Source organism: Mycobacterium sp. IDUB_21, assembly GCF_055419425.1.
Genome location: NZ_JBVAXQ010000004.1, coordinates 139956 through 164081, shown reverse-complemented (window position 1 = coordinate 164081; position 24126 = coordinate 139956). Strand labels below are relative to the sequence as shown.

General features: G+C 66.6%; 26 protein-coding genes. 12 read left to right on the top strand and 14 right to left on the bottom strand.

Going from position 1 to position 24126, the window contains the following annotated elements; all coding sequences use genetic code 11:
* Window positions 1-20: 20 nt before the first annotated feature.
* From ACZYY4_RS07985 to ACZYY4_RS07970, 4 genes are read right to left on the bottom strand one after another with little or no spacing between them, the layout of a single operon-like run.
* Entirely contained in the window at window positions 21-710 is a 690-nt protein-coding gene (locus tag ACZYY4_RS07985) for an anti-sigma factor (protein WP_463809214.1), read from the bottom strand.
* Window positions 707-1267 (bottom strand): sigma-70 family RNA polymerase sigma factor, encoded by a 561-nt coding sequence (locus tag ACZYY4_RS07980; protein WP_463809212.1) that lies wholly within the window; start codon window positions 1265-1267, stop codon window positions 707-709. The genes ACZYY4_RS07985 and ACZYY4_RS07980 overlap by 4 nt, the downstream gene beginning before the upstream one ends.
* The gene (locus tag ACZYY4_RS07975) at window positions 1264-2157 is read right to left on the bottom strand and encodes a cyclopropane mycolic acid synthase family methyltransferase (protein ID WP_463809210.1); all 894 of its coding nucleotides are present in this window, start codon (window positions 2155-2157) and stop codon (window positions 1264-1266) included. Before ACZYY4_RS07975 ends, ACZYY4_RS07980 begins: the two co-directional genes overlap by 4 nt.
* Window positions 2154-3038: a cyclopropane mycolic acid synthase family methyltransferase gene (locus ACZYY4_RS07970; RefSeq protein ID WP_463809208.1), complete on the bottom strand. Its 885-nt coding sequence runs from the start codon at window positions 3036-3038 to the stop codon at window positions 2154-2156. Before ACZYY4_RS07970 ends, ACZYY4_RS07975 begins: the two co-directional genes overlap by 4 nt.
* Before the next feature lie 204 nt (window positions 3039-3242).
* Between ACZYY4_RS07970 and lpdA the strand changes: the two genes are divergently transcribed.
* Complete coding sequence (gene lpdA / locus ACZYY4_RS07965) at window positions 3243-4637, top strand: dihydrolipoyl dehydrogenase (RefSeq protein WP_463809206.1); 1395 nt, start codon at window positions 3243-3245, stop codon at window positions 4635-4637.
* Window positions 4638-4640: 3 nt separating this feature from the next.
* On the opposite strand, the gene ACZYY4_RS07960 is transcribed toward lpdA, so the two are convergent.
* From ACZYY4_RS07960 to ramB, 5 genes are all read right to left on the bottom strand, one after another.
* Window positions 4641-5528, bottom strand: a complete 888-nt coding sequence (locus ACZYY4_RS07960; RefSeq protein ID WP_463809204.1) for a cyclopropane mycolic acid synthase family methyltransferase — start codon at window positions 5526-5528, stop codon at window positions 4641-4643.
* A gap of 53 nt (window positions 5529-5581) precedes the next feature.
* Entirely contained in the window at window positions 5582-6514 is a 933-nt protein-coding gene (locus ACZYY4_RS07955) for a cyclopropane mycolic acid synthase family methyltransferase (protein ID WP_463809202.1), read from the bottom strand.
* 140 nt (window positions 6515-6654) lie between these two features.
* Window positions 6655-8112 (bottom strand): DUF92 domain-containing protein, encoded by a 1458-nt coding sequence (locus ACZYY4_RS07950; protein WP_463809200.1) that lies wholly within the window; start codon window positions 8110-8112, stop codon window positions 6655-6657.
* Between the two features lie 4 nt (window positions 8113-8116).
* The gene (locus ACZYY4_RS07945; protein ID WP_463809198.1) at window positions 8117-8665 is read right to left on the bottom strand and encodes a carboxymuconolactone decarboxylase family protein; all 549 of its coding nucleotides are present in this window, start codon (window positions 8663-8665) and stop codon (window positions 8117-8119) included.
* Window positions 8662-10080, bottom strand: a complete 1419-nt coding sequence (gene ramB, locus ACZYY4_RS07940; protein ID WP_463809196.1) for an acetate metabolism transcriptional regulator RamB — start codon at window positions 10078-10080, stop codon at window positions 8662-8664. The genes ACZYY4_RS07945 and ramB overlap by 4 nt, the downstream gene beginning before the upstream one ends.
* Before the next feature lie 84 nt (window positions 10081-10164).
* On the opposite strand from ramB, the gene ACZYY4_RS07935 reads away from it, so the two are divergent.
* From ACZYY4_RS07935 to ACZYY4_RS07925, 3 genes are all read left to right on the top strand, one after another.
* Complete coding sequence (locus ACZYY4_RS07935; protein ID WP_463809194.1) at window positions 10165-10983, top strand: acyl-ACP thioesterase domain-containing protein; 819 nt, start codon at window positions 10165-10167, stop codon at window positions 10981-10983.
* Between the two features lie 282 nt (window positions 10984-11265).
* Complete coding sequence (aceA, locus tag ACZYY4_RS07930) at window positions 11266-12552, top strand: isocitrate lyase (protein ID WP_463809192.1); 1287 nt, start codon at window positions 11266-11268, stop codon at window positions 12550-12552.
* A 238-nt stretch (window positions 12553-12790) separates the two neighbouring features.
* On the top strand, window positions 12791-13645 hold the full coding sequence (locus ACZYY4_RS07925) for a 3-hydroxybutyryl-CoA dehydrogenase (RefSeq protein ID WP_463809190.1): 855 nt from the start codon (window positions 12791-12793) through the stop codon (window positions 13643-13645).
* Here the strand turns inward: ACZYY4_RS07925 and ACZYY4_RS07920 are convergent.
* A complete protein-coding gene (locus ACZYY4_RS07920; RefSeq protein ID WP_463809188.1) occupies window positions 13639-14355 on the bottom strand; it encodes a TetR/AcrR family transcriptional regulator in 717 nt (238 codons plus the stop codon). The genes ACZYY4_RS07925 and ACZYY4_RS07920 overlap by 7 nt on opposite strands.
* 200 nt (window positions 14356-14555) lie before the next feature.
* Here ACZYY4_RS07920 and ACZYY4_RS07915 point away from each other — a divergent pair, with 200 nt between their 5' ends.
* The 6 genes from ACZYY4_RS07915 (at window position 14556) to deoC (ending at window position 18477) form a co-directional block, all read left to right on the top strand.
* Window positions 14556-15908, top strand: coding sequence for a DUF445 domain-containing protein (locus ACZYY4_RS07915; protein ID WP_463809647.1), 1353 nt, complete (start codon window positions 14556-14558; stop codon window positions 15906-15908).
* Between the two features lie 87 nt (window positions 15909-15995).
* Window positions 15996-16388 carry a helix-turn-helix domain-containing protein gene (locus ACZYY4_RS07910; protein WP_463809186.1) on the top strand — a complete coding sequence of 131 codons (393 nt, stop codon included), beginning with the start codon at window positions 15996-15998 and terminating at the stop codon, window positions 16386-16388.
* A 60-nt stretch (window positions 16389-16448) separates the two neighbouring features.
* Entirely contained in the window at window positions 16449-17060 is a 612-nt protein-coding gene (locus ACZYY4_RS07905; protein ID WP_463809184.1) for a heparin-binding hemagglutinin, read from the top strand.
* Window positions 17061-17102: 42 nt separating this feature from the next.
* Window positions 17103-17384: a DUF2516 family protein gene (locus tag ACZYY4_RS07900; protein ID WP_463809182.1), complete on the top strand. Its 282-nt coding sequence runs from the start codon at window positions 17103-17105 to the stop codon at window positions 17382-17384.
* A gap of 5 nt (window positions 17385-17389) precedes the next feature.
* Entirely contained in the window at window positions 17390-17800 is a 411-nt protein-coding gene (locus ACZYY4_RS07895) for a DUF2599 domain-containing protein (protein WP_463809180.1), read from the top strand.
* Window positions 17800-18477, top strand: a complete 678-nt coding sequence (gene deoC, locus ACZYY4_RS07890; protein ID WP_463809178.1) for a deoxyribose-phosphate aldolase — start codon at window positions 17800-17802, stop codon at window positions 18475-18477. Before ACZYY4_RS07895 ends, deoC begins: the two co-directional genes overlap by 1 nt.
* A gap of 6 nt (window positions 18478-18483) precedes the next feature.
* Here the strand turns inward: deoC and ACZYY4_RS07885 are convergent, their stop codons facing one another.
* From ACZYY4_RS07885 to ACZYY4_RS07870, 4 genes are read right to left on the bottom strand one after another with little or no spacing between them, the layout of a single operon-like run.
* A complete protein-coding gene (locus ACZYY4_RS07885) occupies window positions 18484-19248 on the bottom strand; it encodes an LmeA family phospholipid-binding protein (RefSeq protein WP_463809176.1) in 765 nt (254 codons plus the stop codon).
* Window positions 19249-19257: 9 nt separating this feature from the next.
* On the bottom strand, window positions 19258-20319 hold the full coding sequence (locus ACZYY4_RS07880) for an LmeA family phospholipid-binding protein (RefSeq protein WP_463809174.1): 1062 nt from the start codon (window positions 20317-20319) through the stop codon (window positions 19258-19260).
* Entirely contained in the window at window positions 20316-21131 is an 816-nt protein-coding gene (locus tag ACZYY4_RS07875) for a carbon-nitrogen hydrolase family protein (RefSeq protein ID WP_463809172.1), read from the bottom strand. Before ACZYY4_RS07875 ends, ACZYY4_RS07880 begins: the two co-directional genes overlap by 4 nt.
* A 9-nt stretch (window positions 21132-21140) precedes the next feature.
* On the bottom strand, window positions 21141-21662 hold the full coding sequence (locus ACZYY4_RS07870) for a DUF2505 domain-containing protein (RefSeq protein ID WP_463809170.1): 522 nt from the start codon (window positions 21660-21662) through the stop codon (window positions 21141-21143).
* 26 nt (window positions 21663-21688) lie between these two features.
* Between ACZYY4_RS07870 and ACZYY4_RS07865 the strand changes: the two genes are divergently transcribed.
* Window positions 21689-22759, top strand: a complete 1071-nt coding sequence (locus tag ACZYY4_RS07865) for a UDP-N-acetylmuramate dehydrogenase (RefSeq protein ID WP_463809168.1) — start codon at window positions 21689-21691, stop codon at window positions 22757-22759.
* A 92-nt stretch (window positions 22760-22851) separates the two neighbouring features.
* Window positions 22852-24102 carry a L,D-transpeptidase gene (locus tag ACZYY4_RS07860; RefSeq protein ID WP_463809645.1) on the top strand — a complete coding sequence of 417 codons (1251 nt, stop codon included), beginning with the start codon at window positions 22852-22854 and terminating at the stop codon, window positions 24100-24102.
* The last annotated feature ends 24 nt before the right edge of the window (window positions 24103-24126 follow it).

Sequence of the window (24126 nt, the reverse complement as noted above, 5' to 3'; positions counted from 1 at the left end):
CTGCCAGGACCCGCCGCGACTCAGCCGAGCGGCAACGCGATGAAAATCTGCCCGGTCGGTTGCTCGGATCCGCTGCCTGGCTCGATGGTGAAGGCCAATGTCCCAGCACCACCGAGATCGCGGATGACCTCGGTGGTCGACGGACGCACAGCCTGCGGGCCGATGGTGCCCGCCGACCGTGGCTGTTGATCCTCGATCAGCCACATCTGATAGACGGTGCCGGTGGCGGGCGGGGCCACGTTGTTCATCACCAGCACGGCGGCGTTCCGGTCGCGTGAATAGACGACGGTGGCGGTTCCGCCCGCCGGCACTTCGCCACTGGCCGTGCGCACATCCGGTGCGGTGAACACCTGCTCGGCCATCGCGGGTGTCGGTGTCGGCCGCAGCGCCACTCCGGCGCCGAAGGCGATGGCTGCCGCGGCTGCGGCAGCTGCAACGAAACCGGCTGCCCGCCAACGGAACTGTTGGCGTGGCCGGACCATCGCCAGTACCCGGTCGCGCAGTGCCGGCGGCGGGTCGAGCGCCGTAGCGGCCGATACCACCGCCATCGTCTCCTGCACCGTCCGTACCTCGGAGCGGAAAGCGCTGGCCTCGCCGGCGGAAGCGGTTGCCAACTGTCGTTCGATGGCAGAGCGTTCCTCGTCCGAGACGGCATCCAGGGCGTAGGGCGTCGCCAGCGTCGACAGTTCGAAATCCGCGGGGCCGGTCATGACGCACCCAGACAATTCCGCAAGGAGCGCAACCCATCTCGCATTCGGGACTTGACGGTGGCCAGGTTGGCGGCCAGCCGGGTCGACACCTCGGCATAGGTCAGGCCCGCGTAGTAGGCCAGATCGATGCAGCGGCGCTGGGTGTCGGTGAGGGCGTCGAGGCATTCGGTCACGCGGCGACGCTCTTCACGGAGAATCGCTGACTCGACCACCACGTCGGCCGGAGGTTCGATGGTGGCGGACGCATAGCGCGCGTCGTGCCGTCCGGCGGCCTGTTCGGCGCGCACCCGGTCCACGGCGCGGCGATGCGCGATCGTCAACAACCAGGCCAGTGCCGAGCCGGCCGCTGGATCGAACTTCGCGGCGTTGCGCCAGACCTGCAAGTAGACCTCCTGGGTGGTCTCCTCGCTGTAGCCCGGATCGCGGACCAATCGGGTGACCAACCCGAACACCCGCGCGCAGGTGCGGTCGTAGAACTCGGCAAACGCGTCGGCGTCGCGGTCGGCGACTTGACCCAACAGGACGTGCAGGTTGTCGAGCTGCGCGGGCCCGCTCATCGGGTGGTCGGTTTGCGGTAAGTCAGCAGGCTGCAGTCGAGGTTGTCGTCGTCGAAGTAATAAGCGCAGCCACGCAGGTACTTCATATACCTTTCATACACGGCGACGGAGGTGATCTCTAGAGCCTCGTCCTGGTGGGAGGCCAAGGCATCACCCCAGACTTTGAGGGTCCTGACGTAGTGCGGTCGCAGTGAGAGCACTTCGGGTAGCGCGAATCCGGCCTCCACACCGCGGATCATCATCATCTCAGTGGTGGGCAGCCGGCCGCCCGGGAAGATTTCGGTGGTCATGAACCTGATGAACTTGACCAGATCGAACGTCAGCTTCTTTCCGCGGGCATGAAGGTCGTAGGGGTGGTAGCTGACGCTGCTCTGAATCGTCATCCGGCCGCCCGGTGGCAGAATCGCAAAACAGTTCTCGAAGAATCTGCGGTAACGGGCGTAGCCGAAATACGCGAAAGCCTCGATCGAGATGATCCGGTCGACAGGCAGCCGGAACTCCTCCCAACCGTGCAGCAGCACCTGACGGCTGCGATCGCTGTCGACGGCGTCGAGCGACCGCTGGGCGTACGCCCGCTGATTGCGCGACAGGGTCAGGCCGATGACGTTGACGTCATAGCGCTCGACCGCCCGCTTGAGGGCCGACCCCCAGCCGCAGCCGATGTCGAGCAGCGTCATGCCGGGGCGTAGATCCAGCTTGTCCAGGTGCAGGTCGAGCTTGGCGATCTGCGCCTGTTCCAAGGTGGCGTCGGGCACATCGAAGTAGGCGCAACTGTAGGTCCGCGTCGGGTCCTGGAAGAGGCCGAAGAAATCGTCAGACATGTCGTAATGGGACTGAACTTCGGTGAAGAAAGGCTGCCTGCCGGGTCCGGGAATCGGTGACGGGATCATGCGCTCACCTGGGCTTCCAGCTTCCTCAGCGTGAACTGCACGACATCCACCTGGCGCCGACGGAACATCTTCGCGCACCCGGTGAGGTACTTCATGTACCGGTCGTAAACCTCTTGCGACTGGATAGCGATGGCCTGGTCCCGGCGCGCTTCGAGGGCGGCCGCCCAGCAGTCCAGGGTCTTTGCGTAGTGCGGTTGCAGGGACTGCTCGCGGGTCAAGGTGAAGCCGGCTTCCCCGGCGCGCTCTCCGACCATCGGGACCGACGGCAGCCGCCCGCCGGGGAAGATCTCGGTCAGGATGAACTTGATGAACCGGGCCGCTTCGAATGTCAACGGGATACCGAGTCTTGCGATGTCATCTGGGCTCAGGCCGCAGATGGTGTGCAGCAGCATCACGCCGTCCGCCGGCAGGGCGTCAAAGGCCATTTTGAAGAATGCCGGGTAGCGGTCGTGACCGAAATGTTCGAACGCGCCGATCGACACGATCCGGTCGACGGGTTCGTCGAACCCTTCCCAACCCTCCAGTAAGACGCGTCTGCTGCGGTTGCTGTCCAGTGCGTCGAAGCATTTCTGGACGTGGGTGGCCTGGTTTTTACTCAATGTCAAGCCGACCACGTTGACGTCGTAGCGTTCGATCGCGCGGCACATGACGGCACCCCAGCCACACCCGACGTCGAGCAGCGTCATTCCCGGCTGCAACCCGAGTTTCCCCAGCGCCAGGTCGATCTTGGCGACTTGCGCCTCCTGCAGCGTCATGTCGTCGCGCTGGAAGTAGGCACAGCTGTAGGTCTCGGTCGGATCCAAGAACAGCCGGAAGAAGTCGTCGGACAAATCGTAGTGAGCCTGGACATCGGCAAAATGCGGTTCTAGGCGCTGGGTCATCGGATGGGCCTTTCGTATCCCGGTGTCGGTCGCGAGGTGTGGCCCGGATCAGGAACCCCCGAAGCACCCCCGTGAGGTATTCGGAGCGGCCCGGCGCGTGGATGGGTCCGAACTCGGGTTTATTTGGTCCGGGCGGTAGACAGCCGCTGGCGACGCCGCCGAACCGGCCCGGGGGCGACGGGCCGCACCCGTTAGGGTGGCAAGGTGACCCACTACGACGTCGTTGTCCTCGGAGCCGGCCCCGGTGGTTATGTCGCGGCCATTCGCGCCGCCCAGCTGGGCTTGAACACCGCCATCGTCGAGCCGAAGTACTGGGGCGGGGTCTGCCTGAACGTCGGCTGTATCCCGTCGAAAGCGTTGCTGCGCAACGCCGAGCTGGCACATATCGTCACCAGAGAAGCCAAAACCTTCGGGATCAGCGGCGAGGCCACCTTCGACTACGGGGCGGCGTTCGACCGCAGCCGCAAGGTCGCCGACGGCAGGGTGGCCGGGGTGCACTTCTTGATGAAGAAGAACAAGATCACCGAGATCAACGGCTACGGCCGGTTCACCGACGCCAACACGCTGGCAGTCGAGCTCAACGAGGGCGGAACCGAGAACGTCACCTTCGCTCATGCGATCATCGCCACCGGATCCAGCACCCGGCTGGTGCCGGGCACCTCGCTGAGCGCCAACGTGGTCACCTACGAGCAGTTGATCCTGAGCCGGGAGCTACCGGCCTCGATCATCATCGCCGGCGCCGGGGCCATCGGCATGGAGTTCTCCTACGTCCTGGCCAATTACGGGGTGGACGTCACCGTGGTGGAGTTCCTGCCGCGGGCGCTACCTAACGAGGACGCCGAGGTGTCCAAGGAGATCGAGAAGCAGTTCAAGAAGCTGGGTGTGAAGATCCGCACCGGTACCAAGGTCGAAAGCATCGAAGATGACGGCTCGCAGGTCACCGTCACAGTCAGCAAGGACGGTCAGACCGAAGAGCTCAAGACCGATAAAGTCTTGCAAGCCATCGGTTTTGCTCCCAACGTCGACGGCTACGGGCTGGAGGCCGCGGGGGTGGCGCTCACCGAGCGGCGCGCCATCGGCGTCGGCGAGTATCTGCAGACCTCGGTGCCGCACATCTACGCCATCGGTGACGTCACCGGTCTGCTGCAGCTGGCGCACGTCGCCGAGGCGCAGGGCGTGGTGGCCGCCGAGACCATCGGTGGGGCCGAGACGATGGCGCTCGGTGACTACCGGATGATGCCGCGCGCCACCTTCTGCCAACCGCAGGTGGCCAGCTTCGGCCTCACCGAGGAGCAGGCCAGGGAAGAGGGCTACGACGTCAAGGTGGTCAAGTTCCCGTTCACCGCCAACGGCAAGGCACATGGGATGGGCGACCCGAGCGGTTTCGTGAAGCTGATCGCCGACGCCAAATACGGTGAGCTGATCGGTGGGCACCTGGTCGGCCACGACGTGTCCGAGCTGCTGCCGGAGCTGACCTTGGCGCAGAAGTGGGACCTGACCGCCAACGAGTTGGCGCGCAACGTGCACACCCACCCGACCATGTCCGAGGCGCTGCAGGAGTGCTTCCACGGCCTGGCCGGACACATGATCAACTTCTGACCCTTATGTCCCCTTGGTGAGGGTGAACTGGGCGACGTAGCTGACGTTGCGCGCAAAGAAATCCGCGCAGCCCAGCAGGTACTTCACGTACCGGTCGTAAACCTCCGGGGACGTCACCACGATCGCTTGGTCACGGTGGGCTTGCAGCCGGGTCGCCCAGGTCTGAAGGGTCCGTACGTAATCCGGGGTCAGGTCTTTGCGGCCGGCCACCGAAAAACCTGCGGCGGCTGCGTATTCGATTATGTCGTCGTCGCACGGCACCGAGCCGCCGGGGAAGATCTCCTTCGCGATGAAGCGCATGAACCGCAGGTCGGTCATCGTGATCGGGATGCCCATTTCCGGCCAACGCTTCAGTGGGTGGCCCATGATGGTCTGCAGGACCATCCGCCCGTCACCGGGCATCAGGCGGTGGCACAGCTCGAAGAACGCGGCGTAGCGCTCTTTGGGGAAGGCTTCGAACGCCTCGATGCTGACGATGCGGTCGACCGGTTGCTCGAACTCCTCCCAGCCGCGCAGCAGAATCTGGCGCGAGCGGCCGGTGTCGAGTTCGTCCAGCAGTGCCTGGCCGAGGCTGCACTGGTTTCTGCTCAACGTCAGCCCCACCACGTTGACGTCATGGGTTTCGATCGCCCGCCGCATCGCCGAGCCCCAGCCGCAGCCGATGTCGAGCAGGGTCATCCCCGGTGCGAGATCCAGCTTGGCGAGGGCGAGATCGATCTTGGCGATCTGCGCCTGCTCCAGCGACATGTCCTCGCGCTCGAAGTAGGCGCAGCTGTAGGTCCGCGTCGGATCCTGGAACAAGCCGAAGAAATCGTTCGAGATGTCGTAATGAGCCTGCACATCCTCGTAGGCCACCGCCATCTTCGGTGCACCCGACGTCGTGTCGGCCATCTGCCTGACCTCCTGCCTACCCTCTGGAACGGGATGCCCGCGGGAAAGCCCGGTTAAGCGGGCATCTTCTCGCAGGTGAACTGCGCGACATCGGTGTAGCCGACGCGGAACAGATCCGCGCACCCGGTCAGGTACTTGTAAAACCGCTCGTACACCTGCTCGGACGTGATGGTGATGGCCTCGTCCTTTCCCGCCTCGAGGTTGGCCGCCCAGGTGTCCAGGGTGCGGGCGTAATGCGGTTGCAGGTGCTGCTCGCGCGTGATGGTGAATCCCGCCTTGGTGGCGTGGTCGCTGATCTGTGCGGCCAGCGGCAGGCGCCCGCCGGGATAGACCTCATCCATGATGAACTTGATGAACCGAACCCGCGACATCGTGAGTGGCAGCTTCTTGGCCTGTATCTCCTCGTCGCTGGGAATGATGATGCTGTGTAACAGCATCACCCCCTCGTCGGGCATCCAGTTGAAGGTCTTCTTGAAGTAGTCGTCGTATTTACCGAAGCCGAAATGCTCGAACGCGCCGATCGACACGATCCGGTCGACTTGCCCGTCGAACTCCTCCCACGGCTGCAACCGCACCTCCATCCGGCGCTCGCTCGTCGAGTTCGCGAACAAGTTCTCCTCGATGTGCTGCTTCTGGTTCTCCGAGAGCGTCAGGCCGATGACGTTGACGTCGTATTTCTCGACCGCTCGCATGATCGTGGAGCCCCACCCGCAGCCGATGTCGAGCAACGTCATCCCGGGTTGCAGGCCCAGCTTGCCCAACGACAGGTCGATCTTGGCCAGCTGTGCTTCTTGCAGCGTCATGTCGTCGCGCGCGAAATACGCGCAGCTGTAGGTCTGCGACGGGTCCTGCCACAGCTTGAAGAAGTCATTGGAGATGTCGTAGTGGAACTGCACCTCGTCTTTGTCTGATCCGCGGATCTGATTCGCGGACTTCGCCAGCCACTTGGACTCGGCTTTGGATCCTGCGTCGAATGAAGCTGCCACTGTTGGTCCTGTCGGAAGCGACCGAGGTCGGACGGACAACGTGCTGGTGGCTCAACACTTGAGTTGACCCTACGCCTCGCAGGGCGGAGTGCGCCGCCAGTTTTCGGCGTCGAATACCTGGATGCGCAGATGTCGCCGGGTCAGCCGGCGAACAGCAGGAAAGCCCCGACCGCGGTCACCATCCCCGTCACATTCGCGCAGGCGTTGACCACGTCGTTGCCCACCCACCGCCAGCCCGAGGAAGGCTGCGTCGGCGTTCCGCAGTGCAACCGGTCCTCCACCGTGGTCCGACACGATCCGCAGACGAAGCGAGCTTGGACGGTGGCGCCGATCAGGGTGTCCACCAGGGAGCCGATGATTCCCGCTGCCAGGCCGACGGGCACCATCGCCAGACCGCCGAACAGGGCACCGAACGCGCCTACTGCCAGCGCCCCCAGCACCGTCGCCGCAGAACCCAGCGGGGAGACCGCCCCGGAAGTGCCCTTGGGCACCCGTTGCCACGTTCGCAGTGAAACCGGCTCGCGGGTGGAGAAACGGCCGATCTCCGACGCCCACGAGTCGGCGATGCCGGCCGCGATCCCGCCGATGGAGACGGCGTACCAGAGCGGGTCGCGGGTGAGGGCATAGCCGATCACCGGGACCAGCACCGGAAGGCCCGCGTTCACCGCGACCTGACTCATAGTGCGCATGCCCTCGGTCCGGCTGGGCCGGCGATATGCGGTGAGCACGCTGGTCAGCGAGAAGAACACGGCAGCCGGGATGATCCACGCCCACCCGCCCAGACCGACGGCGACACCGGCGATCAGGCCGCCGCACAGCGCTCCCGGCAGATCCAGCCAGCGCATGCGGAGCATGAACGGCACGATGGCGCAGCCGAATACGGCCGCGGCCAGCCAGCGCAGCGCGTCGTCCGTCGACAGATCACGAGCGACATGCAACAGCAGCGCAACCCATGGCGTGATCAGCAGATTGTCCGCCGCCGGCCACACCAGCAGTTCGACCGCCGCCGTCGTGAGGGCGACGTACAACGAGACCGCGACTGCCATAAACGAGTTCAGTTCGAGGCCGGCCCGGCAGAACACCAGCGACACCGCAAAGGCGATCGCCACGAAGGCCACCGACCCCTCCAGGGAGCGCACGCCGCCGCCGGCTTCCACTCGGTGCCGCCCGTAGCGGTCCCCGACCAGCGCCGCACCGGCGTCGGCCAGGCCCAGCACCACCACACCCGCTGCGATCGCAACCCGATCCGGCCAGAAGGCCACCACCGCCAGCAGCGCCCCGGCGGCGAACCCGACCAGTCCGTAGTCGCGAGCCCTGGTGCCGTCGAAGACCCCGGGCACGGGAACCAGACCCCGCTCCACGATGAACGCCAACGCCGCCGTCGCGGCGGCCAGCACGCCACCCACCACCGCTCCGTTGCTCAACTGGAACGCGGCCACCGCGGCGAACAGCCCGCACAGTGCGTGTGGAATCTTGCGGGTCACCAGCGGCCCGGCACCCTGGCGCGCCAGCAGCCGGCCGACCACGATCAGCACAAGAGCGATCAGCAGCGTCCCGCCCCCGGCGATGGCGAGGTCGTGCCGAACGGTCTCCGTCACTCAGCTACTCGTCGAAATCCAGCGGCACCCGCAGCGCACTCAGGGTCGCGGCCAGCGCGTCGTATTGGCATGTCAACATGACGAATTCGATCAGCCGGGGACGATCCAGCTGCGTGGACAACTCCCCCCAGGTGGCATCCGAGAGGGTGCGGGTGCCGACGAGTTCGTCGATCGCGGTCAGCATGACGCGCTGGCGGTCGGTGAGCTGGTCAAAATGGGGGCCGCCGGGGCCTTCGAAGATGCGGTCCTGGGTCGCGTCGTCCAGACCGGCCGCCCGGGCCATCCGGCGGTGGTGCTGCAGTTCGTACCGGCTGTCCCGCAGGTGGCCCACCCGCAGGATCACCAACTCGGTGTCGCGGGTGGAGAGCTTGCCGCCTCGCATCAGCACCCCGCCGAACGGCAGCCAGGACCACATCAATCGTCTGTGCTGGCCGAGTGTGGTGAACAGGTGCGCCCGGGGCACGTGCTGGCGACGGGCGACGACTTTGCAGACCAGCCAATTGACGAGACCGAGGTCGCGCAGGCCGGGGGCTTCGGGGATGCGAGAGTTCACCGCTGTTGCTTTACCAGATACGGCGACACCGTGCTGCGGTGTTCGTTGAGATCAAGGTCACGGCCGAGCGCCGGGAACGCCCGCTGCGGGCAGTTATCGCGTTCGCAGACCCGGCAACCCGCCCCGATCGGCGTGGCGTTATCGCCGTGCAGATCCAGGCCCTCGGAGTAGACCAGTCGGTGGGCGTGGCGCAGTTCGCAACCCAGCCCGATCGCGAATGTCTTGTCCGGCTGGCCCCAACGGGAGGCGCGGCGCTCGACGGTGCGCGCCACCCACAGGTACTTGCGGCCGTCGGGCATCTCGGCGATCTGCACGCCGATCTTCCCCGGGTTGCCGAACGTCTCGTAGACATTCCACAGCGGGCAGGTGCCGCCGCTGGAGGAGAAGTGAAAACCGGTGGCCGATTGGCGTTTTGACATGTTTCCCGCTCGATCGACACGTACGAACGAGAACGGCACACCCCGCATCGACGGCCGCTGCAGGGTGGACAGCCGGTGGGCGATGGTCTCGTAGCTCACCCGGTAGAACGCCGACAGCCGCTCGATGTCGTAGCGGAAGGTCTCGGCGCTGTCGTGGAACTGCCCGTAGGGCAGCACGATCGCCGCCGCGAAGTAGTTGGCCAGCCCCAGCCTGGCCAGGGTGCGTGAGTCTTTCGAGGTGAACTTGCCCTCTTCGACCATCGCGGAGATCTGGTCGTCGAATTCCAGGTAGGCCAGCTCGGCGGCCATCTTGAACACCCGCTGCCCCCACGACAGGTGGTTGGAGATGTCCAGGGTCCGCGTGGTCGAGTCGTAGCGGTGCAGTACCGCCTCGCCCAGGTCGATCCGGCGGTTGATGTGCACGCCGTGTACCTCGGTGAGCCGGTTGGCCAACTCCACCGCCAATTCACCTTGGTGCCTTCGCATCCGGGTGGCCAGATCCTCGGCGGCGGTGTCGAGTTCGTGCAGGTAGTTTTGCCGTTGATAGAAGTAGTCGCGGACCTCTTCGTGCGGCATGGTGATCGCGCCGGTGCCGCTGCCGTCGGTGTAGCGCTCCTCGGTGGCCGCGGCCAACTGCGCCGTGGTGATCCGGTAGCGACGGTGCAGGTTGACCATCGCGCGGGCCAATTTGGGGTGGGCACTGACCAATTCGGCCACCTCGGTCAGTTCGACGTCGATATCCAGGTCGCGGTCCATGGTGACTTCACGCAACTCGGCAACCAGCCGGGTGTCGTCCTGGGAGGCGAAGAAGGTGGCGTCCACCCCGAAGACCTCGGTGATGCGCAGCAGCACGGCCACCGTCAGCGGACGAACGTCGTGCTCGATCTGGTTGAGGTAACTCGGTGAGATCTCCAGCATCTGCGCCAGCGCGGCCTGGCTGAACCCGCGCTCGCTGCGCAACTGGCGCACCCGGGCGCCGACGTAAGTCTTGGCCACTGGGCCGACCCTACCTGCTGCGAAGGCGGTATTCGCATAATTGGCATGGCATGATCGCTCACGGGAAAACTACGGGGAGCATCGATGCAGCAGACAGGTGAGCCGACCGGTTTGGCCAAGGTCTTGATGCCGGTGCCGGACCCACACCCCGATGTGTTCGACCGGCAGTGGCCGCTGCGGGTCGCCGACATCGACCGCCGCGGCCGGCTCCGGATGGACGCGGCCGCCCGGCACATCCAGGACATCGGTCAGGATCAGCTGCGGGAGATGGGACACCAAGCCACTCATCCGCTCTGGATCGTTCGACGCACGATGATGGACCTCATCGCACCCATCGAGTTCCAGGACATGCTGCGGGTTCGGCGCTGGTGCTCGGGCACCTCCAACCGCTGGTGTGAGATGCGGGTCCGCATCGACGGGAAGCGCGGTGGCGGCCTCGTCGAATCGGAGGCGTTCTGGATCAACATCAACCGCGAGACGCAGGGGCCGGCGCGGATGTCGGATGACTTCCTGGCCTCGCTGAAGCGCACCACCACCGTCGACCGGCTGCGCTGGAAGGCCTATCTGCAAGCCGGTGGCCGCGAGGGCGCGGCCGAGATCCACGAGTATCCGATCCGGTTCACCGACATCGACCTGTTCGACCACATGAACAACTCGGTGTACTGGAGCGTGGTCGAGGACTACCTGTCGAGCTATCCGGAACTGCTCGCGGCACCGCTGCGGGTCACCCTGGAACACGACGCCGCGGTCGCACTGGGGGACAAACTAGAGATCGTCTCCCATGTCCACCCGGCCGGATCGACCGACCGGTTCGGGTCGGGACTGGTCGATCGCACTGTTAGAACGCTCACATACGTGGTGGGCGAAGAGGTCAAAGCCGTCGCCGCGATCTTCCCGCTGTAACACGTTCTAGTCAGTACAGGCGTACTGCTAATACCGCTGCTGACCTGTGCGGATAAGTTACCCGTCGGTAGCTTGTCGGATGGATTCCGTGACAGGTTATCCGGAAAATTCTTCGCAAACTTCGCATAACGGTCGTACTGTTTTGCCAAAATTGGCAATTAAAACCAGTGGACCTGGGCTGATGTGTTGTGTCAAGGTCGCATTAACACACCAGTGAATCCGTCGGGGTGTTGGCAAATCCGAGAAGCGGCCCGGCGATCGCGCGAACATGAAGGAGTCGCCATGTCGACCGTTGGCACGCCGAAGAGCCCCGAGCAGATCCAGCACGACTGGGACCACAACCCGCGCTGGAAGGGCGTCACCCGCACCTACTCGGCGACCGACGTCGTCGCGTTGCAGGGCCACGTCGTCGAGGAGAACACCCTGGCCCGCCGCGGCGCCGAGGTGCTCTGGGAGCAGCTGCACGACTTGGACTACATCAACGCGCTGGGCGCGCTGACCGGCAACATGGCCGTCCAGCAGGTCCGGGCCGGCCTGAAGGCGATCTACCTGTCCGGGTGGCAGGTCGCCGGTGACGCCAACCTGTCCGGCCACACCTACCCCGACCAGAGCCTCTACCCGGCCAACTCGGTGCCGCAGGTGGTGCGCCGGATCAACAACGCGCTGCTGCGTGCCGACGAGATCGCCAAGGTCGAGGGCGACACCTCGGTGGACAACTGGCTGGCTCCGATCGTCGCCGACGGCGAGGCCGGTTTCGGTGGTGCGCTCAACGTCTACGAGCTGCAGAAGGCGATGATCGCCGCCGGTGTCGCGGGCTCGCACTGGGAGGACCAGCTGGCCTCGGAGAAGAAGTGCGGCCACCTGGGCGGCAAGGTGCTGATCCCGACCCAGCAGCACATCCGCACCCTGACCTCGGCCCGCCTGGCCGCTGACGTCGCCGACGTGCCGACCGTGGTGATCGCCCGCACCGACGCCGAGGCCGCCACCCTGATCACCTCCGACGTCGACGAGCGCGACCAGCCGTTCATCACCGGTGAGCGCACCAAGGAGGGCTTCTTCCGGGTCAACAACGGCCTGGAGCCGTGCATCGCCCGGGCCAAGGCTTACGCCCCGTTCGCCGACCTGATCTGGATGGAGACCGGCACCCCGGACCTGGAGCTGGCGAAGAAGTTCGCCGAGGGCGTCAAGGCCGAGTTCCCCGACCAGATGCTGGCCTACAACTGCTCGCCGTCGTTCAACTGGCGCCAGCACCTGGACGACGCGACCATCGCGAAGTTCCAGAACGAGCTGGGTGCGATGGGCTTCAAGTTCCAGTTCATCACGCTGGCCGGCTTCCACGCCCTGAACTACTCGATGTTCGATCTGGCTCACGGCTACGCCCGCAACCAGATGAGCGCCTACGTCGAGCTGCAGGAGCGCGAGTTCGCCGCCGAGGCGCGCGGCTACACCGCCACCAAGCACCAGCGCGAGGTCGGTGCCGGCTACTTCGACCGGATCGCCACCACCGTGGACCCGACGTCGTCGACCACGGCGCTGGCGGGCTCGACCGAAGAGGGCCAGTTCCACTAGGAATTTCCGCCGCGAGGGTGCGTAGAAACGGCCTGGCACACGGCGTGTCGGCCGGGGACACGCACACTCGCGCGGGTCGGGGCTTCCGCGGTGCTTGTCGGATTGCGCCGCGGGGGAGTTGACAGCGCAGGCCCCGCCCAGCCAGCCTGGGCGGGGCCTGTTGCTGCCGTGAGACTGATCAGTCGGAACTTGCCGTAAAGGCCGAACAGGAACTTGCCATAGGGCCGAAAGGAACACAGTGTCGATCCAACGAGTAGGTGTCATCGGAGCCGGGCAGATGGGCGCCGGAATCGCCGAGGTCTCAGCGCGTGCCGGCGTCGACGTGAAGGTCTTCGAGACCACCGACGCACTGATCACGGCGGGACGCAACCGGATCGTCAAGTCTCTGGATCGCGGCGTGAGCGCCGGCAAGATCACCGAACGCGAGCGCGACGACGCGGTCGGCAACCTGACCTTCACCACCGACCTGGCGGAGCTGGCCGATCGGCAGCTGGTCATCGAGGCCGTCATCGAGGACGACACCGTCAAGGCGAAGATCTTCGCCGAACTGGACCGGGTGATAACCGACCCGGACGCGGTACTCGCGTCGAACACCTCGTCCATCCCGATCATGAAGATCGCCGCCGCCACGCAGAACCCGCAGCGGGTGCTGGGTCTGCACTTCTTCAACCCGGTTCCGGTGCTGCCGCTGGTCGAGCTGGTCAGCACGCTGGTCACCGACGAAGCCGCCGCCGCCCGCACCGAGGAGTTCGCCAGCGCGGTGCTGGGCAAGCAGGTGGTGCGCTGCTCGGACCGCTCCGGTTTCGTGGTGAACGCCCTGCTGGTGCCGTACCTGCTGTCGGCGGTGCGCATGCTCGAGTCCGGTTTCGCCACCGTCGAGGACATCGACAAGGCGGTGGTGGCGGGGCTTTCACATCCGATGGGCCCGCTGCGGCTGTCAGATCTCGTCGGCCTGGACACCCTCAAGCTGATCGCGGACAAGATGTACGAGGAATTCAAGGAGCCGCTCTACGCCGCGCCGCCGTTGCTGCTGCGCATGGTCGAGGCCGGCCAACTCGGCAAGAAGTCCGGCCGGGGCTTCTATACCTACTGAGCTTCTGCCGCCCGCCGCCACGGCAGCATCGGCGTCGGGTGCGGTCCGGCGTTGAACTTCTCCAGTGAGCCGCCGACCTCGACGATCCCGCGCAACGCACTCCAATTGAGCATCGTCAGGTAGTCGATCAGCTCGTCGGAGCTCATCCGCGGGTTCAGCAGCCATGAGTGGGTGGCCAGCTGGACCCCACCGACGATCATGTACGCCCAGGTCTCGGCGCCGCTGGTGTCCATCCCGGCTTCGCTCATCCGGATCCGCAACACCACCGCGAGCATCCGGGCGATGATCCGTTCGGAGTCGGCGATCACCTTGCTCTTGCTGGCCGAACTGTTGGCCATCACGAACCGGTAGGGCTCGGGCTCATTGGCCACCGTCTGGACATACACCCGGGTGATCTCGCGGGTCAGGTCGAACCCGTCCAGGTTCGTCGACAGCGCCGAAGCCATGTTCGGAATCAGCGTGGTCTGCGCGAAGCGCATCATCACCGCGGTGGTCAGGTCGTTCTTGTCGACGAAGTAGCGGTACAGGACCGTCTTGGACACGCCGATCTCAGCGGCGATCTCGTCCATGCTCACGTACCGGCCGCGGCGCCGGATCGCCTCGATCGTCCCGTCGATCAAGTCATTGCGCCGTTCGACCTTGTGTTGGTGCCAACGCCGCTTTCGACCGTCAGTCTTGGCTGCGCTCGCCCGAAGCTGCTCCGCCACCATTACCGCTTCCCATTCGCTAGACGTGATAGATAATACGGTCCGGTCCAGCAAACTTTGTGATGCGGTAACAGTTACCGGCGGTTTAGCGAGGCTCGACGGAGGAGAGGCGAAGCTGGAGCCGCCGCATATACCGAGTGGTTTAGCGAGGCTCGACGGAGGAGAGGCGAAGCTGGAGCCGCCGCATATACCGAGCGACCGAGATAGCGGATGATGGTGTGGTGGTGCATCGAGGAGACTCCCCGACTTGGCCGGGTGCCGCGCGGACCGTGCAGTCGCTGGCGGAGTCCTTCGCAGACGCCGATCCGACCGCCGATGCTGTACGGCTGCGTGACCTGCGCCGGATGAAGGTCGTCGCGCTGAGCTTCCTGCTCGGCGCGACCGTCGTCTTCCTACTGTGCCGGTGGGCGCAGGTTGACGGCACCGCTGCGACCTGGGTGGGATATGTCGGGGCCGCCGCCGAGGCCGGCATGGTCGGCGCGCTGGCGGACTGGTTCGCGGTCACCGCCTTGTTCAAACATCCGCTGGGTATTCCGATCCCGCACACCGCGATCATCAAACGCAAGAAAGACCAGCTCGGGGAGGGGCTGGGCACCTTCGTGCGGGAGAATTTCCTGGCTGCGCCGGTGGTGGAGACCAAGCTGCGCGACGCGCAGATCGCCGGACGGCTGGGCAAGTGGCTCTCGGAGCAGACACACGCCGAGCGGGTGGCCGCCGAGGCCGCCACCGTACTGCGGGTACTCGTCGAACTGTTGCGCGACGAAGAGATCGCCTACGTCATCGACCGGATGATCGTGCGTCGCATCGCCGAGCCGCACTGGGGCCCGCCGGTCGGTCGGATGCTGGGCACCCTGCTGGCCGAGAACCGGCAGGAGGCACTGATCCAGCTGCTCGCCGACCGGGCGTTCCAATGGTCGCTCAATGCCGGCGAAGTCATCCAGCGGGTGGTGGAGCGTGATTCGCCGGCCTGGTCGCCGCGGTTCGTCGATCACCTGCTCGGCGATCGGATCCATCGAGAGCTGATGGACTTCACCGACAAGGTGCGCCGCAATCCCGACCACGAACTGCGCCGCAACGCGAGCCGTTTCCTGTTCGAGTTCGCCAACGACCTGCAGTACGACGCGGCGACCATCGCGAAAGCCGATTCGGTCAAGGACCAGGTGATGGCGCGCGAAGAGGTTGCCAAGGCCGCGGAGACGGCGTGGGCGACGCTCAAGCGGTTCGTGCTCGAGGGTGTCGACGATCCCACCGGTGCCCTGCGCACCCGCATCGCGGCTGCGGTGGTGCAGATCGGCGAATCGCTGCGCGACGACGTCGAATTGCGCGACAAGGTGGACAACTGGATCGTGCGGGCCGCCCAACACCTGGTGGGTCACTACGGGGTGGAAATCACGGCGATTATCACCGAAACCATCGAGCGTTGGGACGCCGAGGAGGCGAGCCGGCGAATCGAATTGCATGTCGGCCGTGACCTGCAGTTCATCCGGATCAACGGAACCGTCGTCGGTGCACTGGCCGGGCTGGCGATCTACGCCATAGCCCAACTTATGTTCTGACCTGCGCTAGCAGGTGCTTGCAAAAGTTAGCACTAGGCCGTATCGTGGGATTTGTCAGCAGTCGTAAGTCCACGAAAGGGGTCACTGGTGTCGCAGGATGACAAACTTGCCGCAGTAGTGACCACCGCCGCGGCGGACATCGGCAGCTTCATCCGGGCCCAGCGTGAAGCCGCCCAGGTCTCGATGCGGCAGCTGGCCGACAAGGCCGGCGTCAGCAATCCGTATCTCAGCCAGATCGAGCGCGGACTGCGCAAGCCCTCCGCTGACGTCCTCAACCAGATCGCCAAGGCCCTGCGGGTCTCCGCCGAGGTGCTCTACGTCCGGGCGGGAATGCTGGAACCCAGCGAGAAGAGCGAGGTTCGCGACGCCGTGTTTTTGGATACGGCGATCACGGAACGGCAAAAGCAAGTTCTGCTCGACATCTACAGCTCCTTCGTCCAGCAGAACGAAGCCGACGGTGAGGAGACGACACCTGCCTGATCTCCATTCGTCCTCCTGACTGAACCAACACACAGCAAAAACCCTGAAAGGAAACCCAACATGGCCGAGAACCCGACCATCGAAGAACTGAAGACCCCGCTGCTGGCCGCCGTCGGCGCCGCTGACCTGGCCCTGGCCACCATGACCGAGCTCGTCGCCAACCTGCGCGAGCGTGCCGGCGAGGCTCGCGAAGACGCCAGCACCCGGGTCGAGGGGAGCCGCGCTCGCCTGACCAAGCTGCAGGAGGAGCTGCCCGAGCAGTTCGCCGAGCTGCGGGAGAAGTTCACCTCCGACGAGCTGCGCAAGGCCGCCGAGGGCTACGTCGAGGCCGCCACCGGCCGGTACAACGACCTGGTCGCGCGCGGTGAGGCCGCACTGGAGCGGCTGCGCAACCAGTCCGGTCTCGACGACGCCTCCGCGCAGGTGGAAGGCTACGTCGACCAGGCTGTCGAGCTGACTCAGGAGGTGCTGGGCAACGTCGCGACCCAGACCCGCGAGGTCGGCGAGCGCGCCGCCAAGCTGGTCGGCATCGAGCTGCCCAAGAAGGAGCAGGCCAAGAAGGCTCCGGCCGCCAAGAAGGCTCCGGCTGCCAAGAAGGCTCCGGTGGCCAAGAAGGCTGCCGCCAAGCCGGCCGCGAAGAAGGCTCCGGCCAAGAAGGTCACCCAGAAGTAACGCAGTTCGACGCCCGGGACGGTACCCGCCTAGGCTTGCAGCGTGTTCGCTACGAGCCTGGTGGGTATCGTCCTCAGCGTTTTGCAGATCGCAGTCTTCGCGACGTCGGTGTACGCGTTCGTACACGCGACGATGCAGCGCTCGGACGCCTACACCGCCGCCGACAAACTGACCAAGCCGGTATGGCTGGTGATCCTCGGGGTGTGCGGGCTGCTGGCCCTGGTGCTGCAAGTGATGGGGATGGCGATCGCCGCCTGTGCAGCCGGGGTCTACCTGGTGGATGTGCGGCCCCGATTGCTCGAGGTTCAAGGCAAGTCCCGCTAGCTGCGATGGTGCGTTCGATCCTCTTTCCGGCCGCGACGGCCGCAGTGTTGTTCGCGGCCCCGGCGTCGGCCGACACCGGGTTGGCGGGTTTCGTCGACCACACCGAGTGGGTGAGCTACTCAGGTGCGTCGGGCCTGGTCAGCCTGCGGGTGTATCCGACTCCGCTCGCCCGGGCTGCGGCCGCCCGGCTGGATGCCGGGGCCGAGAGTGAGCAGGCCTGGCGCGAAGTACTCGTCGATGCCCCCGAGGCCGACACTGCGAGCATGCGCGACCAATTCCTCTGCCACTGGAACTATGCCGAGTTCGCTCGGCCCGGCAAGTCCAGCTGGAACCTGGAGCCGTGGCGGCCCGTCGTCGACGGCGTGACGATGCTCGAATCCGGTTGCAATCCCGGCGCCGCCGAGGAGGCCTTCTGATGTTGCCGCGCCGGTGGGACCGCGACCAGGTGGCGAAAATGGTCGACCACACCCTGCTCAAACCCGAAGCCACCGCCGATCAGGTCGTCGCCGTCGTCGCCGAAGCCAACGAACTCGGTGTCGCCGCGGTGTGCGTGTCGCCGTCGATGGTGGCCATTGCGGCTGTGGCCGCCCGGGTGCCGATCGCCGCGGTCGCGGGCTTCCCGTCCGGCAAGCACCTGCCGGAGGTCAAGGCGCAGGAGGCGGCGCGGGCCGTGGCGGCCGGGGCGGCCGAGATCGACATGGTCATCGACGTCGGGGCGGCCCTGGCAGGTGACTTCGCCGCGGTGGGCTCCGACATCGCCGCGGTGCGCGCCGCCGTGCCACACGCCGTGCTCAAGGTGATCCTGGAGTCGGCCGCACTGCTGGAGCTGGCCGATGACGCCACTCTGGTCGCCGCCTGCCGTGCCGCCGAGGACGCCGGCGCAGATTTCGTCAAGACCTCCACCGGGTTTCATCCTTGTGGTGGGGCGTCGGTGCACGCGGTGACGCTGATGGCCGCCACCGTCGGCGGACGGCTCGGGGTCAAGGCCAGCGGCGGGATCCGCACCGCCGACGATGCGCTGGCAATGCTCGAGGCGGGGGCGACCCGGCTGGGACTGTCGGGCACCCCGGCAGTGCTCGACGGACTGGCTTAGCGCACCTTAGAGCGACGCGAAGCACTGACTCGACGAGGACGCCGGGATGGTGGCGTCCTTCGTCGAAAACTTGACCACCACACCGGAATCGGTGACCTGCGAGCTGTCGATGTGGATCCCCAGCGGAAGATCCTTGGTCACCTTCCCGGTGAGGTCATCGAGGTTGCGCTGCACGGTGTCGGTGTCCAGGTCCTTGCCCAGCGCCTCCAGGTCCATCACCTGCAGCTTGAGCTCGTTGTCGACGATCTCCGGTTTGACTGTTGCGCGGTTCAGCAGACCCTTGAGCTCGATGGTGCCGGCGCTCGGATCGGTGGTGACCTTGCCGGTGACGATGCTGCCGATCACCGGAACCACGTCCTGGATCGAGTCCTTGATGCCGTCCGCCGGCCAGGTGATGGTGCCGTCCAGCGACCCGATCGTGCCTTTCGACTCGGCGCTCTTCTGCACGTGGATGTCGCGGATGTCCAGGTCGAGTTGCATGCCCTTGGCCTGGCGGATCTGATTGCCGTCGGTCTGCACCGAGATGTGCGGGTAGTCGCCGCGCAAGTACTGGGCCAGCACCGGCGGATCGGAGGCGAACGAGACCGTGGCGCTGTCCTGCGCCTCGCACTGGACGGCATCGGCGACCAGGCTCGCCGCCCGGTGCCGGGCGTAGACCTGGCCGCCGAACAACGCGACCAGCGCCAGTACCAGCACCACGGTCAGCGCCACCATGATTGCCGGCAGGCCGGTGAACCGATGCTTGGTATGCCCGCTCCCAAGTGTGCTCATCACTGCAGGTTACAGGTGCGCAAAGCACGGGTCGTCGGACCGCGGGATGGCGGCGTTACGGGTGGAGAAGCGCGCCACCACACCGGTATCGGTGACCTGGATGCTGTCGGCGTGCAGGCCGAGCGGGTAACGCTTCGTCAGCTCCTTGGCGAATCTGTCCAACTCCGGCTGAATCGACTCGCGCGGCAGGGTCAGCGAGCCCAGACCGGTGAGTTTCTGCACCTGCAGTGACAACCCGCCATCGACCACCTCCGGCTTGACCACGACGCTGGCCAGGCCGAAAGCGCCCTTGAGTTCGACGGTGCCGTCCTGGGCGTTCGTCTTCAGGTCCGAGACCAGGTTGCCCAGGATCGGGACCATGGACTGGACGGTCTCTTTGATGCCCGCCGCCGGCCAGGTCAGGGTGGCGTCCAGGGCGCCGATGGTGCCCTTGGAGTCGCCGGTGCCGTGCAGGTCGACGTCGGCGATGTTCAGGTCGGCCGTCATCTGCTGGGCGTCCTTGACCTGATTGCCCGCGGTGTGGATGGAGATATTGGTGTAGTTGCCGGTGAAGTGTTGCCACAGGAACGGCGGCGTCACCCCGAACGAGACTTTGGCCTTGTCATGCACCACGCATTCGGTCGCCTGGGCCACCTTGTTGTCGGCAATCCGGCGGGCGATCAGCTCGGCGCCGATCAAACCGGCCAGCGCCAGCGCGATCACCGTGATGAAGATCAGGACCAGGGCCAGCGGATCGCGCAGCAGCCTGGCCGGGCGATGCCCGGTGTCCGGGGCTTGGATCACGGTGGTGGGCGCTTCGCCGGCCGGGCCCGGCGGCGGGCCCGGGGGTGGCGGTGCGGCCGACGGTGGCGGCGGCGCGGCGGGCTGCGGCTGTCCCGGCGCCGCGGGTGCGCTGGGAATCCGGGTGGTGGGCTCTTCTCGACCGCCGATCGGCATCTGGCGGGTCGGCGACGCGGATGGCTCCGGCGGGGGTGGTGGCGGGGGTTTGCCCTCGGTGGGTTGGTCGGGCTGACCGGTGGGGCGCGCCCAAGGTGACTGGTCGTCGTGGGGAGGTCCGGGCGGATTGCTCACCCGCGCGATTCTGCCTTACCGACCTGAACGAAGTCGGCACGGTTGCTCAGCACGGCCAGCGTTTGGCGGGCAGTGGTGACCGTGTCGAGGTCGATGTCGCAGACCAGTAGCTGCGGTGGCGCGCCCGCCGATGCCACCACCTCACCCAATGGTGAGGCGACCAGGCTGTGGCCCACACCGGTCGGTGCGCCGGACGAGGTTGCCGGGCCACCATCGGCTTGTCCGACGGCAACGATGTAGCTGGTCGAGTCCAGAGCCCGCGCACACGCCAGCAGTTCCCACTGCCGCAGTTTGTCCGGCCCGGCGCCCCAGGAGGCGCAGACCGCGATCAGCTGCGCACCGCGGTCGGCCAACTCGGTGTACAGCGCCGGGAACCGGATGTCATAGCAGGTGGACAGGCCGACGCCGACTCCGTTGACATCGATCACCACCGGATCGAATCCCGGTGCGACGGTGCGTGATTCGGTGAATCCGAACGCGTCGTACAGGTGGACCTTGTGGTAGTGGGTGTCGGTCCCGGGTCCCGCGGCCAGCAGGGTGTTGGTGACCCGGCCGTCACCGGCCGGGGTGAACATCCCCGCTACGACGGTGATCCCGGCCCGGCCGGCGATGTCCCGTACCCGCTCGGCCCACGGCCCGTCGAGCGGTTCGGCGACCGGGCCCAGCGGCACCCCGAACCGGCACATCGTGGCCTCCGGGAACACCACCAGCGTCGCGCCCTGCGCGGCGGCACGCTCGGTGTAGTCGGCCACCAACTGCAGGTTGGCGGCCGGCTCGGTGCCGCTGAGGATCTGCGCACATGCAATCCGCATGGGTCCACCCTATTCCGGTCGCGCCGCGCCGCCTCGCTGCAGCCACGTCGAGGTGAACCGCTGCTCGGCGGTCATCAGCTCGGTCAACTGGGCGCCGATGAAGTTCTCGATCTTGCCGCCGACCAGCGGAATGTCGACCTGCACCGTCGCGGTCAGCCGCAGCTCACAGCCGCCGCCGACCGGTTCCAGCACCGCATCGCCGGACAGCCTCGCCGGTGCGCCGACGATCTTGCCGGTGACCTCGGCGGTTGTCCGCCCGTCGCGGACCGGATGCCATCTCTCGTGGCGTGCCACATTCAGGTCGCCGGGATGGAACTGCGCGGCCAGCGCCGGCAGCTTGTCGCGGTGAATGCCCTGGGTGGTGGCGACGTCGACACCACCGTCGGCACCGACGGTCAGCGACTCCAGCGCCACGGCGTCGGCGCCCGAATCAGCCAGCCGGGCCAGCCAGTACTGCTCGTCGGTGAACGCGGCATACACCTGTGCGACGCTTGCCGGGTAGTGCGCAGACAGCGTGAATGTACGCGGCATAGCTGGTCAGGCTACCGTTACCGGCCGTGGCGGGTTCCGAGTTCGCGGGCGCGCGTGTCGCCGAGGCGGTGCCGTTGGCGCCGTTGACCACCCTGCGGGTCGGGCCGGTCGCAGAACGGCTCATCACCTGCGCCGACGCCGAGCAGGTAGTGGCAGTCCTGGGCGAACTGGACCGGGGCGGTGTCCGCCCGCTGCTGCTGGCCGGTGGCTCCAACGTGGTGATCGCCGACGACCTGACCGACCTGACCGTGGTGCTGCTGGCAGGCGACGGCATCGAGATCGACGGCAACCTGCTGCGCGCCCAGGCCGGCGCGGTCTGGGACGACGTGGTGGCGAGGGCGGTCGCCGCCGGTCTGGGTGGGCTGGAGTGTCTGTCGGGTATCCCCGGCTCGGCCGGCGCCACCCCGGTGCAGAACGTCGGGGCCTACGGCGCGGAGGTCGCAGACACCCTGACCCGGGTACTGCTGCTGGACCGGCGCACCGGCACCGTGCGCTGGACACCGGGAGCGGAGTTGAACTTCGGCTACCGCACCAGCGTGCTGAAACATTCGGATGCGGCGGTGGTGCTGGAGGTGGAATTCGAACTGGACCCCGCCGGGCGCAGCGCGCCGCTGCGCTACGGCGAGCTGGCCGCCGCGTTGGGCGCCGCCGACGGCGACCGTACCGACCCGGCGGCGGTACGCGCCGCAGTGCTCAAACTGCGGTCGGCCAAGGGCATGGTGCTCGACCCGGCCGACCACGACACCTGGAGTGTCGGGTCGTTCTTCACCAATCCCGTTGTGCCACTGGATGTTTATCGCCGACTGGCCGATCAGGCGACCGGCCCTGTCCCGCACTGGGACGCGCCCGGCGGGGTGAAGCTGGCGGCCGGCTGGCTGGTGGAGCGGTCCGGTTTCGGCAAGGGTTATCCGGCTTCGGAAGGAGCCGCGAGCGCGCCGGTGCGGCTGTCCACCAAACATGCGCTGGCTTTGACCAACCGCGGCGGCGCCACCACCACCGACGTGCTGGAACTGGCACGCACGGTGCGCGACGGGGTGCACGCGGTGTTCGGCATCACCTTGCACCCCGAGCCGGTGCTGGTGGGTTGCACCCTGTAACCAACATCGCAGGTGGTCAGGCGTCCCGGCCGGTATCTTGGGATGCCGTGAACCTGAACCGGCGGCGGGCCCTGGCGGCGCTGGCTGCCGGGATGCTGGCGCCGAGTGCATTGGCGGGCTGTTTGAGCCGGTCCGGTAAGGACGCCGACAAGGCGCTGCCGGCGGCGCCCACCCTGAGCTTTGAGCCGCCGGCCGGCCAAACCGACGTCCTGCCCACCGCCGAGGTCGTTGTCACGGTCGGGGACGGCTGGTTCCAGCGGGTGGCGCTGACCAGCCCGTCCGGCAAGGTGCTCAACGGAAGGTTCAACCGGGAGCGCACCCGCTACAGCGTCACCGAGCCGCTGGGCTACGACGCCGTCTACACCTGGAGCGGGTCGGTGGTGGGCCACGACGGCACCGCCGTGCCGGTCACCGGCACGGTCACCACGGTGACGCCCGCCGTCGTCGTCGACGGCGGCTTTCAGCTGGCCGACGGGCAGACCGTCGGGGTCGCGGCGCCGGTGATCCTGCAGTTCGACGGGCCGATCAGCGACAAGGCGGCCGTGGAGCGGGCCCTGACCATCACCACCGAACCGCCGGTGGAGGGCGGCTGGGCCTGGCTGCCCGACGAGGCGCAGGGCGCCCGGGTGCACTGGCGCGGCCGCGACTACTTCCCGGCCGGAACCAATGTCAGCGTCGATGCCAAGCTGTACGGGCTGGCGTTCGGCGACGGCGCCTACGGCGCCCAGGACATGTCGCTGGAATTCTCGATCGGACGTCGCCAGGTGGTTCGGGCCGAAGTCTCCTCGCACCGCATCCAGGTGGTTCGCGACGAAGGCGTCATCATGGACTTCCCGTGCAGCTACGGCGAAGGTGACCAGGCCCGTAACGTCACCCGCAACGGCATCCACGTGGTCACCGAGAAATACGCCGACTTCTACATGTCCAATCCGGCCGCCGGGTATCACGACATTCATGAGCGCTGGGCGGTCCGCATCTCCAACAACGGCGAGTTCATCCACGCAAACCCGGCCAGCGCCGGCGCCCAGGGCAACACCAACGTCACCAACGGCTGCATCAACTTGTCGACCGAGGACGCCGAGCAGTACTTCTACAGCGCGGTCTACGGCGATCCGGTCGAAGTGACCGGCAGCTCGATTCAGCTGTCCTACTCCGACGGCGACATCTGGGACTGGGCGGTGGGCTGGGACACCTGGGTCTCGATGTCAGAGTTGTCGGCGCCCGAACAGCCCCGGGCCTCACTGCCCAGCACCGCGCCGGCCACCCCGACCGACGCGCCGACGCTGTCGGGCACCCCCACCACGTCGGTGACGGCGCCGACCCCTACTCGACCCGGCGGTTAGCGAGGCTCGACGGAGGAGAGGCGA